The sequence below is a fragment of the Halomonas sp. E19 genome (genome assembly GCF_052439355.1).
Classification (GTDB): domain Bacteria; phylum Pseudomonadota; class Gammaproteobacteria; order Pseudomonadales; family Halomonadaceae; genus Halomonas.
This window is the reverse complement of the sequence record NZ_JBNFWU010000001.1, coordinates 1,963,033-1,975,967: the sequence shown is the minus strand read 5'-3', so window position 1 is coordinate 1,975,967 and position 12,935 is coordinate 1,963,033. Positions and strand designations below refer to the sequence as shown.

Annotated in this window: 11 protein-coding genes, 1 other RNA gene and 3 pseudogenes; 9 read left to right on the top strand and 6 right to left on the bottom strand. The window is 66.8% G+C overall.

Annotation, left to right across the window (positions count from 1 at the left end; genetic code table 11):
• Positions 1 to 58: 58 nt before the first annotated feature.
• On the bottom strand, positions 59 to 1,282 hold the full coding sequence (locus tag ACUDAL_RS10460; RefSeq protein ID WP_444678108.1) for an ATP-grasp domain-containing protein: 1,224 nt from the start codon (positions 1,280 to 1,282) through the stop codon (positions 59 to 61).
• Between the two features lie 190 nt (positions 1,283 to 1,472).
• Between ACUDAL_RS10460 and ffs the strand changes: the two genes are divergently transcribed.
• Both ffs and ACUDAL_RS10450 read left to right on the top strand, forming a co-directional pair.
• An RNA gene (ffs, locus tag ACUDAL_RS10455) (signal recognition particle sRNA small type) lies at positions 1,473 to 1,569 on the top strand.
• A 315-nt stretch (positions 1,570 to 1,884) separates the two neighbouring features.
• Entirely contained in the window at positions 1,885 to 2,190 is a 306-nt protein-coding gene (locus ACUDAL_RS10450) for a hypothetical protein (RefSeq protein ID WP_444678107.1), read from the top strand.
• Between the two features lie 166 nt (positions 2,191 to 2,356).
• Here the strand turns inward: ACUDAL_RS10450 and ACUDAL_RS10445 are convergent, their stop codons facing one another.
• The gene (locus ACUDAL_RS10445; RefSeq protein ID WP_444678106.1) at positions 2,357 to 3,568 is read right to left on the bottom strand and encodes an iron-containing alcohol dehydrogenase; all 1,212 of its coding nucleotides are present in this window, start codon (positions 3,566 to 3,568) and stop codon (positions 2,357 to 2,359) included.
• A gap of 41 nt (positions 3,569 to 3,609) precedes the next feature.
• Positions 3,610 to 4,818, bottom strand: a complete 1,209-nt coding sequence (locus ACUDAL_RS10440; RefSeq protein ID WP_444678105.1) for an NAD(P)/FAD-dependent oxidoreductase — start codon at positions 4,816 to 4,818, stop codon at positions 3,610 to 3,612.
• A 303-nt stretch (positions 4,819 to 5,121) separates the two neighbouring features.
• On the opposite strand from ACUDAL_RS10440, the pseudogene dnaX reads away from it, so the two are divergent.
• The 6 genes and pseudogenes from dnaX to ACUDAL_RS10410 all read left to right on the top strand — a co-directional run bounded on the left by dnaX (position 5,122) and on the right by ACUDAL_RS10410 (position 10,209).
• Positions 5,122 to 7,164 (top strand): annotated as a pseudogene (dnaX, locus tag ACUDAL_RS10435) (DNA polymerase III subunit gamma/tau).
• A 31-nt stretch (positions 7,165 to 7,195) separates the two neighbouring features.
• Positions 7,196 to 7,522: a YbaB/EbfC family nucleoid-associated protein gene (locus ACUDAL_RS10430; RefSeq protein ID WP_444678104.1), complete on the top strand. Its 327-nt coding sequence runs from the start codon at positions 7,196 to 7,198 to the stop codon at positions 7,520 to 7,522.
• 132 nt (positions 7,523 to 7,654) lie between these two features.
• Entirely contained in the window at positions 7,655 to 8,296 is a 642-nt protein-coding gene (recR, locus tag ACUDAL_RS10425) for a recombination mediator RecR (RefSeq protein ID WP_444678103.1), read from the top strand.
• Entirely contained in the window at positions 8,286 to 9,440 is a 1,155-nt protein-coding gene (gene rnd / locus ACUDAL_RS10420) for a ribonuclease D (protein WP_444678102.1), read from the top strand. The genes recR and rnd overlap by 11 nt, the downstream gene beginning before the upstream one ends.
• Positions 9,441 to 9,447: 7 nt before the next feature.
• Positions 9,448 to 9,759, top strand: a complete 312-nt coding sequence (locus ACUDAL_RS10415; RefSeq protein WP_444678101.1) for a YcgL domain-containing protein — start codon at positions 9,448 to 9,450, stop codon at positions 9,757 to 9,759.
• Positions 9,760 to 10,209: a YcgN family cysteine cluster protein gene (locus ACUDAL_RS10410; RefSeq protein WP_444678100.1), complete on the top strand. Its 450-nt coding sequence runs from the start codon at positions 9,760 to 9,762 to the stop codon at positions 10,207 to 10,209.
• 15 nt (positions 10,210 to 10,224) lie between these two features.
• Here the strand turns inward: ACUDAL_RS10410 and ACUDAL_RS10405 are convergent, their stop codons facing one another.
• The 3 genes and pseudogenes from ACUDAL_RS10405 to ACUDAL_RS10395 all read right to left on the bottom strand — a co-directional run bounded on the left by ACUDAL_RS10405 (position 10,225) and on the right by ACUDAL_RS10395 (position 12,243).
• Positions 10,225 to 10,416: a prolyl oligopeptidase family serine peptidase gene (locus tag ACUDAL_RS10405; protein WP_444678099.1), complete on the bottom strand. Its 192-nt coding sequence runs from the start codon at positions 10,414 to 10,416 to the stop codon at positions 10,225 to 10,227.
• 101 nt (positions 10,417 to 10,517) lie between these two features.
• Positions 10,518 to 10,829 (bottom strand): annotated as a pseudogene (locus tag ACUDAL_RS10400) (prolyl oligopeptidase family serine peptidase); the annotation flags it as partial.
• Positions 10,712 to 12,243, bottom strand: a pseudogene (locus ACUDAL_RS10395) (hypothetical protein). The pseudogenes ACUDAL_RS10400 and ACUDAL_RS10395, both read right to left, overlap by 118 nt.
• A gap of 146 nt (positions 12,244 to 12,389) precedes the next feature.
• On the opposite strand from ACUDAL_RS10395, the gene ACUDAL_RS10390 reads away from it, so the two are divergent.
• Positions 12,390 to 12,866 carry a hypothetical protein gene (locus ACUDAL_RS10390; RefSeq protein ID WP_444678098.1) on the top strand — a complete coding sequence of 159 codons (477 nt, stop codon included), beginning with the start codon at positions 12,390 to 12,392 and terminating at the stop codon, positions 12,864 to 12,866.
• The last annotated feature ends 69 nt before the right edge of the window (positions 12,867 to 12,935 follow it).

Sequence of the window (12,935 nt, the reverse complement as noted above, 5' to 3'; positions counted from 1 at the left end):
AACCGTGGGGGCTCACGCCGGTTCCTTGTCCATGGGGCTCGCTCCCATGACGCCTGGCTCACACGTAGAAATCAAGCTCTTCCTGGTGCTTGAGCAGGTCGCGCAGTCGATTTGGGTCATCGCCCTTGAAGTAGATCAGCCCCCAATGGGTGCCGAAGGCGGTTCGCTTGGTCACGGTCTCCTCCATGGGCGGGGTCAGCTCGTGGGATTCGAAATAGGGGTCGTCTTCGACCTCTTCGGGTATCTCCAGGCGGCTGACCACGCGGCGCCGCGGATAGACGCCGAAGCAGCCTGCATAGCACCGGGCATCCTCGATCTCCTTGGGGAAGAAGGCCTTGACCTCCTCGGCACTGGTCTTGGGGTCGAACACCAGCATGCTGGCCTGGTAGGCATTGAAGCCGTACACGCGTTCGAGCAGCTCGAACACCTTGAACCCCGGCGGGCGATAGGCCACCTCACCGAAGTACATCTCGCCGTCGCTGGTGACGAAGTATTCCGGGTGGATCAGGCCGAAGTCGATATCGAAGGTCTTGATCAGCTTCTCGATCTGGGCGGTGATCTGCGGGCGATACCGTTCCAGCTCAGGCGAGGCGGGAACGAACACCGAATAGCCGAGGGTGACGTACTCCGAGATATTGAGAAAGGCGATCTTGCCGTCATGGATCCAGGCTTCAACGGCGAATTCCCAGCCATCCAGGTGCGACTCCATCAGCACGGGAAACTCTTCGTCGGGAATGGTATCGACCTCGTCCGGCGTGCGAATCACGCGGTGACCCAGGCAGCCGGCCTTGTCGAAGGCCTTGAGGTGAATCGGGTCGTTGGGATCGCCGTCGAGCTTGAGCAGGGTCTGGTTGACCCGCTTGAGGAAGCGGATGACGTCCGCTTTGTCGTGCGCTTCCTCGAAGATGCCGACGCGAATGCCGCCCAGTTGGGCGCGCCGCTTCATCAGTGCCTTGTCGCGCAGCAGCAGCGATTGGCCGTAGAGGCGCGGGTTGTCGAGCAGCAGGGAGTTGATGGCTCCCGCCCATTCGACGGTCTCCTCGAACAGCGGTATGGCGACATCGACGCCTATTTCCTTCAGGGTTTCGGCAATTTCCAGCGAGCGGTCGTTCAGGCGCTCGAAGTTCCAGGCCACGTGGGGTATGTCATGGCTCTTGCAGTACTCCTCGGCCCATTCCGGGGCGACCACGATATAGCGTCGGTCGAAATTTTCGGCGGCCTCGATGGCATTGAGGCTCCAGCCGAGCAGCGCGATGTAACCTTTGTTGGGATTCTTGTCCATGTGTGCCTCCTTGGGCCCTGCGTTGTTTCCCTTCGTTCCTACCTACAGGTTAGTTCATGGGTGGTCGGTTCACCGTGAATCCTTGGGGCGCCCTTGCCGCCCCAGGGCGGCGCTGGTATAGTGCGCGCACTCGGCAAGCCCTTGATGCAGGCCGGGTTCGATGCCTGAAGGCGTCGTGTCGTGGTGGCCCCGTCGGTCCTCCCGCAACGCTAAACCGCAAACCCCGCCAGGCCCGGAAGGGAGCAACGGTAGTGGTGGCCGCGTGTGCCGGGATGTGGCTGTCGGGGCCGCCTCCAATTCGGGCGTCATGTTTCCCTTCGCCCGCGCTTGTTGTCGCCAGCCTGTGTTGCCGCTCTGTTCTGCGCGCCTCCTGTCCTTTGTATTTTTGCTTTCCCTTGCCTTGCGCAGCCACTTCGTCTGCCGCCGGTCTGCGTTGCCGTTGCCGTTGCCGTTGCCGTTGCCGTTGCCGTTGCCGTTGCCGTTGTAAGGCAGGCCGAGCTTCTAGCCGCTGTGCTTGCTGCGCCGCTTCGATTAGACCTTGGTAGATATCGACTTTGGTGTTAATATGCGGCGCAGCAAAGCTCATGGGAGAGGATGTGTACATGCAGATCGACACCACGCCCAACGCCGGTATTCAGCGCAGCCTGCGCCAGTGCCTGTCGAATGCCGCCTTCCTGCTCTATCAGCAGGGCCATGTGCTGGAAACCATCACCATTCCCTTCCGCGGGCTCGACAGCCGCGCCCTGCGCCAGCTGCGCGAAAGCTCCCAGGAGTGGCTCGCCTGCCAGCGTGTGCTGGAGAGCAGCGAAGCCGCCGTCTACAACGAGCAGGGGCGCTTCGTGTTGTCGAGCCTGGGCCGCGAGCTGCTGTTCGACATGTTCGGCGAAGGTGCGGCGGACTGCGCCTGAGCTAGCCAGTCCTGTTGGTGGCAAGGCATAGGAATTCAGCAAGGGAGGCCATTGGCCTCCCTTGCTGCGTTTTGGGCTTCCATAAGCGCCATGTGGCTCGCCGTTCGCTATGTGCGTTTAGGTCTTGAAACTGCGAGGTGAGCTGGGCCTGGCGGGCCGACACCGTCTATAGACGAGCCGTCACGATCTCGCCCAGCTCGGCGTCGGTGAGTACCAGGGGGTTGGTCTTCATGCTGCCGCCCCGAGCGCCGGCGACCACGCGTGGAATATCGTCATGCGTCATGCCGTAGTCGCCGAGCCTTGGCATGGCCAGTCGCCGGGTCCATTCGCGTAGCGTTGTTACCAGGGCGTCGCAGGCCTGGGCATCCTCCAGCGCATGGTTTTCGCTGACCAGCCGGCCGGCCTCGGCGTACTTGGCCAGGGCCGGGCTGCTTGCGTCGCGCTGGCGCAGGGCGGCGACATTGGCTGCCGTGGCTTCGGCCAGCAGGCTGCCACACACCGCGCCATGGGGAATCGGGAAGAAGGCGCCCAGCGGTGAGGCCAGCCCGTGTACCGAGCCCAGGCCCGCTTGGGCCAGGGTGATACCCGACATCAGCGACGCGTAGGCGAGCTGTCCATAGCCTTGCTCGGCCTCGGGGTGGTTCGCTTGCCAAGCCGGCCAGAAGCCGCGGCAGAATGCCTGCATGCCGGACCAGGCCAGGGCATCGGTGGCGGGGCTGGCATTGCGCGAGACGTAGGATTCGAGCAGCTGGGTGAAGGCGTCCATGCCGTTGGCGGCGATCTGCGCCTTGGGGCACCCCGCCAGCAGCTCTGGGTCGACCAGCGCCACGGCGGCGACCAGCCGCTCATCGCGGAACGACTTCTTGAACCCGTCGGCGCCCTGCACGCTGAGCACGGCATTCTTGGTGGCTTCGCTGCCGGTACCGGCGGTGGTGGGCACGGCAATCAGAGGTACCGCTGGACCGCGGTAGGGTAGGCCGCGGCCGACGCCCTCGAGGTGATCCATCACCGAATTGCCGGGGCGCAGCAGGCCGGCCACCGCCTTGGCCGCATCCAGCACGCTGCCGCCGCCAACGGCGACCACCACGTCGATGGCGTGGACCTGGTATTCGGCGACCATGGCATCCACTCGCTGCGGCGAGGGCTCTCCGTCCACGCTAACGTGATGCCAAGTGGCGCCTTGCGTCTCGAGCGCTGCGACCAACGCCTGCCAGCGTGGCGTCGCGGTAAAGGAGCGCCTGCCGGTGACCAGCAGCACGCACGTGCCGTAGTCGGCGATCAGCCCAGGCAGCAGTTCGATGCTGCCGGCACCGAAGCGGATATCCGGCAGGCGGGCGATACGAAAGGCGTCGATACGTTCGGGAAAGGAAGCTGTCATGGGCGGCCCGCTATTCTAGTTGTTGGATTATCAGACACAGCTTAACGCCAGCGCTCGAGCAGTTGGTAATACCACATCCCCGCGGCCAGCAGCGGATTGCCCAGGGCGTCACCGAATGGCACCTTGAGGTGGCGGCAGGCGGCGAAAGTGTCGAACTCCTCTAGGTGACCGGCAATCGCCTTGGCCATGATCTCGCCGACGATGTGTGACGTGGCCAGGCCATGACCCGAGTAGCCCTGGGCGTAGTAGACATGGTCCGACAGCTTGCCGAGCATGGGGATACGGTTGACCACGATACCGGCCATGCCCTGCCAGGCGTAGTCGATCGGGGTGCCCCTGAGCTGGGGGAAGGTCGCCTCAAGGCGCGGGCGCAGTTCGGCGGCGATGTCTGGGGAGTCCTTGCCCGAGTAGTTGGCGCCGCCGCCGAACAGCAGTCGGCCGTCGGCGGTGAGGCGATAGTAGTCGAGTACGAAGCGACTGTCGTAGACGGCGAGATCGTAGGGGTTGATGGCCTCGGCCAGTCCGCCCAGCGGTGCGGTGGCGATGATGCCCAGCGAGGCCGGAAACAGCTTGCCGCCCAGGCGGCGACGCTCGAGCCGGTGGTAGGCATTGCCTGCTAACAGCACCCGTTCGGCGCGTATCTTGCCCTTGGCCGTGACCACGGTCGGCGTGGCGCCGTGCTCGATGCGCTCTACCGGGGAATGCTCGAATAGTTGGCCGCCCAGCCGCTCGGCGACGCGCGCCTCGCCCAGGCACAGGTTGAGCGGGTGAAGGTGCAGGTTGTAGCGGTTGAGCAGCCCGCCGTGGTAGCACTCAGTGCGGATGACCTCGCGTACCTGGCGTGCATCGAGCAGTTCGACATGGTCGCCCATGCCGCGGGCCTGGCAGGCCTCGAGATCGGCGCGCAGTTCCGCCATGTGGTCGGGTTTCCAGGCGGCCTGCAGGTGGCCGGGCTTCAGGTCGCAGGCGATGGCGTATTCCTCTACCCGCTCGCGGATGATGCGCTGGCCGCGCCAGCGCAGGTCCCAGATGAAGTCGTCCGCGGCGTCGCCCAGGGTGCGGCGCATCTGCTTGCGCATGGCGGCCGCGCCGGAGAGGCTGCCGGTCACCTGGCCGCCGTTGCGCCCGCTGGCGCCCCAGCCGATCTTGTTGGCCTCGACGAGTGCGATCCGGTAGCCGCGCTCGGCCAGCTCCACCGCCGTGGCCACCCCGGTGAAGCCGCCGCCGACGATGGCGATGTCGGCTTCCACCACACCTTCCAGCGGGGGTAGGCGGATTCCTGCTGGATCGAGGCGGTGTAGTAGGAGGTGCCGCGCGGCTGGGTCATCTTGGCTCCGTTGGGCGTCGAAAATACTCAACGCATGCTAGCATATCAACGATGCTGTGCCTCCACGGGGCGGAGTGCAGCGGGAGGCGTGCTTTGCGCCCCCGACGCCAGCCGGTAGAATGGAACTTTTCGCGTGTCGGCGTTGCGCCGGACGACTCGCTGGGGAGCGTCAGGCCCTTTCTCGCCCGGCTGAACGCCGGCCACGCTGCAAGGATATCGTGCTGCAATGAGCTATCAGGTTCTGGCCCGCAAGTGGCGCCCGCGTACCTTCCACGAACTGGTCGGGCAGGAGCACGTCCAGCGTGCGCTGGTCAACGCGCTCGACCAGGGCGCCTGCACCACGCCTACCTGTTCACCGGCACGCGCGGGGTCGGCAAGACCACGTTGGCAAGAATACTTGCCAAATGTCTCAACTGTACGGCCAAGGGAAGGGGAGACGATGGCGTCACCTCCATGCCCTGCGGTGAGTGCAACAGCTGTCGCGCCATCGACGAGGGGCGCTTCGTCGACCTGATCGAGGTCGATGCGGCCTCGCGCACCAAGGTCGAGGATACTCGGGAGCTGCTTGACAACGTGCAGTACGCGCCCACCCAGGGGCGCTACAAGGTGTACCTCATTGACGAGGTGCACATGCTCTCCACCAGCAGCTTCAATGCCCTGCTGAAGACCCTCGAAGAGCCGCCGCCCCACGTCAAGTTCCTGCTCGCCACCACCGACCCGCAGAAGCTGCCGGCCACGGTGCTGTCGCGCTGCCTGCAGTTCACCCTCAAGAACATGCCGCCGGAGCGCATCGTCACCCACCTGGCAAAGGTGCTCGAAGCGGAGGGCATTGCCTACGACGAAAGCGCCCTCTGGCTGCTCGGGCGGGCCGCCGACGGCTCCATGCGCGATGCCATGAGCCTGGCCGACCAAGCCATCGCCTTCGGCCAGGGGCAGGTGCGTCAAGCCGACGTCGCCGCCATGCTGGGCACGCTCGACCATCGCCATGTGCTGGCGCTGGTCGAGGCGCTGGCCGACGTCGACGCGCCGCGGCTGCTGGCCGAGATCGCCCAGTTGGCCGAACAGGGCCCCGATTTTGCCGCCGTGCTCGATGACTTGGCCGCCGTGCTGCATCGCCTGGCCGTGGCGCAGATGGTGCCGGATGCCGTGGACAACGGCCATGGCGACCGCGAAACGATTCTGGCGCTGGCCTCACGCTTTACCGCCGAGGACGTACAGCTTTACTACCAGATCGGCATCCAGGGGCGCGGCGACATGGCCAATGCGCCCGACCTGCGTACGGCGCTGGAGATGACCCTGCTGCGCATGCTGGCCTTCCGCCCTCAGGGCGTGCCGCAGCCGGCCAGGACGCCACTACCGCTGCGTGGCGGTGCACCAGGCGCCGGTTCAAACGGCCAGTCAGGACAGAAAGGCGGCCCGGCTGCCTCCGGCGAGGAAGGGAGAGCGCCTCATCCTCGCTCGCGCCGCTGGCGGGAATGGCGGCACAGGCCTACGGTGAGAGCCAGGTGCCCGCGCCGCAGGGTGGCAACACCGAGCCTGACGCTGGGCCTGGGCAAGCATCGCCTGCATCACAGCAGGCGATGCTTACTGCAGCGGTGGCTTTCGAGCAAACGCCGCCGCCGGAGGCGCCGCCCCCTGGGAGTCGCTGCCCGAGCCCGAACCCCAGCCGGAAGCAGCGTGGCCCGTTGCTTCGGTACCTGTCGAGGCGGCGCCCAAGGCCGAAGCGCTTGCTGACAGCGGCGTTTCCCCGGAGTCAGCCGGATCGACCGACGCAGCCGTTGAGCCGGTGGGTGAAGCAGTGGCCCCTTCGGCTGACGCAGCGCCGGTGGCGCCGCACAGCGAGCCGGCAGCGGCGGGCGAAGCGTTTGATCACGAGCGCTGGCTGGCTTGCTTCGAGCGCCTGGGGCTGGGCGGGCTGACGCGCAACCTGGCGGCGCATTGCGTCGTCGAACAGGATGACGGCCAGCGGCTGCTGCTGCGCCTTGCGCCATCCCAGGAGGCGATGGCGGCTGAGATCCATGTCCGCCGGGTGCAGGAGGCGCTGGCCGGCTTCGGCGTGGTCCGCAAGGTGGTGATCGAGGTCGGCCCGCTGCCCGACCAGGTGGAAACGCCGCGCCAGCAGGCCGAGCGGCTGGCCGCGGAGCAGCATGCCTGCGCCATCGAGGCGCTGCAGAGCGACCCCCATGTACGCAAACTTCAGGACGCCTTCGGTGCACGGCTGATCGAATCCTCGGTCAAGCCGGTAGCCGCCGATGCGGCGAGAGCCTGAACCCCTTTACTGACAAGCGAGAGGAATCACCATGTTCAAAGGCGGAATGGGCAACCTGATGAAGCAGGCCCAGGAAATGCAGGAAAAGATGCAGCGCGTCCAGGAGGAGGTGGCCAAGGCCGAGGTAACCGGCGAAGCCGGCGCCGGCATGGTCAAGGTGACCATGAATGGACGCCACGACGTGAGCAAGGTCGACATTGACGCCAGCGTCATGCAGGAAGACAAGGAGCTGCTGGAAGACCTGCTGGCGGCGGCGGTGAACGACGCCGTGCGCAAGGTCGAGGCGAGCTCCCGGGCCAAGATGGAAGAGGCCACGGCGGGCCTCAATCTGCCGCCTGGTTTCAAGCTGCCGTTCTAAACCGGCTCGGCGCTGCCTGGGCGCCAGCGGCCGGCAGGCTGCACGAGGCAACGGCTATCGTGTACACTCGCTCCTCCTTTGCGAGGGTCGCCCGGTCGTTACGCCGGGACGTCACGATAGCCGTGTCGTTACATGGCCCTGGCAGCTTCGGTCGCGTTGAGAGCGGATCATGAGTTTTTCCCCCTTGTCGAGCGGTTGATCGAGACGCTGCGGGTGCTGCCCGGCGTGGGCCCCAAGACGGCCCAGCGTATGGCGATGCATCTGCTCGAGCGTGATCGTGACGGCGGGCGCCGCCTGGCCAGCGTGCTCGAGCTGGCGCTCGAGCGGGTCGGCTATTGCCGACGCTGCCGCACCCTCACCGAAGAGGAGCTGTGCGGGCTGTGCACCAGCACGCGGCGCGACGATGCCCTGCTGTGCGTAGTGGAGTCGCCGGCCGACCAGCTCGCCATCGAGGATGCCGGAGGCTTCCGCGGTCGCTACTTCGTGTTGCATGGCCATCTCTCGCCGCTCGACGGCATCGGGCCTGAGGATATCGGCCTGGACCAGCTCGAGGCACGTGTCGCCGAGGGCGGCATTGACGAAGTGATCCTGGCCACCAACCCGACCGTGGAGGGCGAGGCCACCGCCCATTACATTGCCGCCCAGCTCTCGCCCTACGGCGTGGTGCTATCACGCCTGGCCTACGGCGTGCCCATGGGTGGTGAACTCGAATATGTCGACGGCGGCACCCTCAGCCGCGCCTTCAACGGCCGCCTGCCGTTTCGTGGTGACTGATCTCGCCGCTTACCTGGATGACTGCATGACCCTGACCCCCGAGATACGCTGGATCGATACGCCCGACGCCCTGGATGCCGCCTGTGCTGAAGTCGCCCAGGCCGAAGTGCTGGCGCTGGATACCGAGTTCTTCCGCGAGAAGACCTTTCATCCGATTCCGGCCCTGATTCAGTTCTCCGCGGGTGGGCCGGCGTGGCTGGTCGACCCCCAGGAGGTCGCCTGCACCGACAGCTTTCGTCGGCTGCTGGGCGAGGGGCCGCTGAAGCTGCTGCATGCCAGCAGCGAAGATCTTGAAGTGCTGGCGCACTGGGCCGGGGTCACCGTGGCACCGCTGGTCGATACTCAGGTGGCCCAGGCGCTGCTGGGGGAAGACCCGGCAATGGGCTACCAGCGCCTGGTGCAGCACTGGACCGGCGAGACGCTGCCCAAGGACGAGACTCGCTCCGACTGGTTGAAACGCCCGCTGAGCGACTCCCAGCAGCTTTATGCGGCGCTGGACGTTGTCTGCCTGCTCAAGGTGTGGGAGTGCCAGTGCGAGGCGCTCGACCGGCTGCAGCGTCGCGCCTGGCTCGACGCAGACTGCCGCGAGCTGATGGCCCAGGCGCTGCGCAGCGACGAGGCCGATGGTCAGTGGTATCGCCGCCATCGCCAGCTGTGGCGGCTCGCACCGCACCAAATTGAAGCGTACCGGCTGCTGACCACCTGGCGCGAAGGCGAGGCGCGGCGGCGCAACCTGCCACGTGGCTGGCTGGTCAACGACCGCGTGCTGTACGGTATCGCCGAGCGCATGCCGGAGAATCGCTACCAGCTCGCCGAGGTCGAGGAGATCAAGCCGAGCCTGATCAAGCGCGATGGCGATCTCCTGCTGGCGCTGGTGAAGCAGGCCCGTGAGTGCGCGGCGCAAGCGCTGCCGGCGGCACAGCCATCGCCGATGGAGGCGCCCTACAAGCGGCGTCTGAAGGTGCTCAAGCGGGTCGTCAACGAACAGGCCGAGCAGCTCGGGCTGGCGCCGGAGGTGCTGATGCGCCGACGCGACCTGGAGGCCATCATTGCCGCCGACCTGGCCGGCGAGCCGCTGCCGCTGCCTGAAGGCTGGCGCGGCGAGCGCCTGGCGGCCCCCTCAAGCAGGCCTTGGACGAGGTAAACGCCGAATGAACGATGACCGCATGCAAGGCAACAAGCTCCTGTGCGAGATCTTCAAGAGCCCGCGCAAGGATGAGATGTATCTCTACGTGGACAAGCGCCAGGGGTTGGCCGAGGTGCCTGCGGCGCTGCTGGAGCGTTTCGGTAAGCCGATCTCGCTCATGACCCTGATCCTGACGCCGGAAAAGACGCTGGCGCGGGCCCAGGCAAGTGATGTCATCGCGGCGATCCGCGACAAAGGCTTTTACCTGCAGCTGCCGCCGGTCAAGGATGAGTATCTGCTGGACCTGTACCGCACCCCCACCGAGGCGCGCTACTAGATGCGCGAGCTGTTCTGGGAGCGCTTCGATCTCGAGGAGCTCACCGCCGAGGAGTGGGAGGCGCTGTGCGACGGCTGCGGGCAGTGCTGCCTACTCAAGTTCCAGGACGAGGAGAGCGGTGACCTGGCCGTGCTCGGCGTGGCCTGCGAACTGCTCGACATTCACAGCTGTCGGTGCAGCGACTACGCCAATCGCCAGGCCCAGGTGCCCGACTGCGAGCGGCTGACGCCCCAGCGCGTCGACGAATTCCGCTGGCTGCCGAAATCCTGCGCCTATCGCCGCATTGCCGAAGGGCGCCGCCTGGCCGGCTGGCACCCGCTGATCTCGGGCGACCCCGAGCGGGTCCATCGCAAGGGAATCAGCGTTCGCAACTTTGCCATCTCCCAGCGCGAGGTGCCGGAAGAGGCGCTGGAAGACCACATCATCGCCATCCTGCCCATCGACGGCTGAATTCGGGACGCACGGTCAGTCGCGCGGTTCCACCCCTAGCGCCCAGAGAATGAAAGCGTCCTGCCGGGCGTTGTCATGCCACGCCTTGAAGCGGCCCGACGCGCCGCCATGCCCGGCGGCCATGTCGGTGCGAAGCAGCACCGGACCGCGTGCGGTGCCCATTTCCGTGAGTCGGGCGTAGAGCTTGGCCGGTTCCCAGTAGGGCACGCGCGAATCGTGCCAGCTTCCTGCAGCAGCACCGTTGGCCACGGCTGGGCCTCGAGGTTGTCCAGCGGCGAGTAGGCGCGGATGCGCTTGCGCGCGTCGGGCTCGTCAGGGTTGCCCCATTCGGTGTACTCGGCGGTGGTCAGCGGCAGGTCGGGGTTCTCCATGGTGCGCAGTACGTCCACGAAGGGCACGTCGAGCACCGCAGCACAGAAGGCCTCCGGCGCCAGGTTGAGGCTGGCGCCTACCAGCAGGCCGCCAGCGCTGGCGCCGTAGGCGGCGATACGCGCGGCGTCGCTCACGCCGTGCTCGACCAGCGCGTCACGCGCCGCCAGGAAGTCGCGGAAGCTGTTCTCCTTGTGCTCCAGCTTGCCGGCCAGGTACCAGGGTTCGCCGCGGTCGCCGCCGCCGCGCACATGGGCCACGGCAAAGGCCACGCCGCGGCTGAGCAGTTCGAGCCTGGACACCGAAAACCATGGGTCGAGCACCTCGCCGTAGGCGCCGTAGCCATAGAGCAGCGTGGGCAGGGGTGGCCGGCCAGGTCGGCGCGCCGCACCACCGAGACGGGAATGCGCTCGCCGTCGTGAGCGCGCGCCCAGATCCGCTCGCAGCTGAGCGCTTCCGGCTGCAGGTCACCGTGGATCGGCTGGCGCTTGAGCACTCGCCGTGTGCCGCTGTCGAGGTCATGCTCGAGCCAGCACACCGGCATGGTGAAGGACTCCTCGCGCAGGCGCAGGCGACGCTCGTCGAAGTGTGGCATGTCGCCCAGCGCCAGGCTGCAGGGCGATTCGGGCAGGGCCAGTCGCTCGTCGCGAAGTGGCCGATGCTGCGGGTCGAGTTCGATCACGCGGACGTGGACCTGGGCCTCGTGGTGATCGCGTTCGGTCAGCACCAGCCCCCAGGAGAAGGCGTCCACGCCCTCCAGGGTGGCCTCGTCGCGATGGGCGATCAGCGGCTGCCAGGGCGCCTCGGGGGACGATTCCTCCACCAGGTCGAGGCAGAAGTGCGGGGCCGCCCGGTTATGTAGCAGGTAGAAGTGGCCGGGGCGGTGCTCGATGCCATACTCGACCCCTTTTCCCGCGCGCGAAAGCAGCGCGGCAGCGTCTCAGGTGCGTGGGCGGGGATGAGATGACATTCGCTGGTGTCCTTCGAGGCGCTCTCCAGCACCAGCCACTGCCGGGAGCGGGTCTTGCCCAGGCCCAGCCAGAACTCGGGGTCCTCCTCGCGTAGCAGCAGCACCGGCTCGCCGGCGCGGCCCTGGTCGAGCCGCAGGCGCCACACGCTGTCGGGGCGCTGGGTGGCGTCGTAGCGGGTGAACAGCAGCGTGGCGTTGTCCTCGGCCCAGGTCAGCTCCGGGCCGATCTCCTCCAGCAACGGTTTGGGTTCGCCGTCCGGCAGCGCCTTGAGAAAGAGCGTGAAGCGCTCGTCGCCGCTGGTGTCCTCGGTCCAGGCCAGCCAGCGCTCGTCGGGCGACAGCGCCATATCGCCGAGCTCGAGAAAGGGCACCGCCGCGGCGCGGGCCTGCAGGTCGAGGAAGGGGGCGGCCTGCTGCTCGCAGCCGATGGGGTGGCGCCACCATACCGGGTAGTCGGCGTCCGCCGCGGTCTCGCTCCAGTAGGTGTAGTGATCAAGCGTTGAGCGCAAGCCGTGAACGGCCAGCTCGCGCCGCGCCAGGTGGCCGTGGTAGAGCCGTTCGACCAGCCCGCCCAGCGGTGCCAGCCAGGCCTTGGATTCGGCGTTGGCCGCATCGAGAAAGGCCTGAACACCGGGGTCGTCGCGCGCCTCCAGCCAGTGCCATTCAGGGTCGTCGGCGCGGCGGAAGCGTGCCACGGGGAGGGTTCCCGGGCGGCATTGAAGGCGGAATCAGGGCGATGAGGCGGCTGTGCTTTCATTGGGGCGCGTGTACCATACTCAGTGAAGATTTCCATCCTCTACGTTCCGCGACATGGCGGATCGTCATACGAAATGAGGTGTCGATGCTGACGACCGACTCGATGTCCCTACTATGGCTGACCTATCTGGGTTTGTCGCTCGTTGTACTGGTCACCGGTTATCTGGGACTGGCCTTCCTGCCTCGCCTGGTGCGCCTGCCCCTCACCTGGGCGGTGGCCGGCATGCTGTGGGTGCCGACACGCTTCAGGCTACCGCTGGTCGAAGAGGGGGAATTCTATACCGGCTTCGCGCCGGCGGTGGTAGTCACCGCGGTGGCGTTCCTCGAACGCAACCTGTCGGGCGTACTGGCCTCGGGCCTGCTGGTGGCAGCCGGCGCTGGGCTGGGAGTGGCCTTCGGCCTGCTGCAGTGGTGGTGGCTGCGCTCGCCAGACGCAGACGAGGAAGCGCCGCGCAAAGGCGCCAGCGCCAAGGGGAAGGGCAAGAACAACAACAGGCGCAGCGAGCATGATGGCCGTCAGGCCCGCAAGCCGCAGGTGCGCCGGGAGCCGCGAGTCGGCTAGGGAGCCTCGATGGGGAGGGGATGGGGTATGTGTCGCGGGGGCTGGCTGGGACTGGTCGCCGTGCTGGCA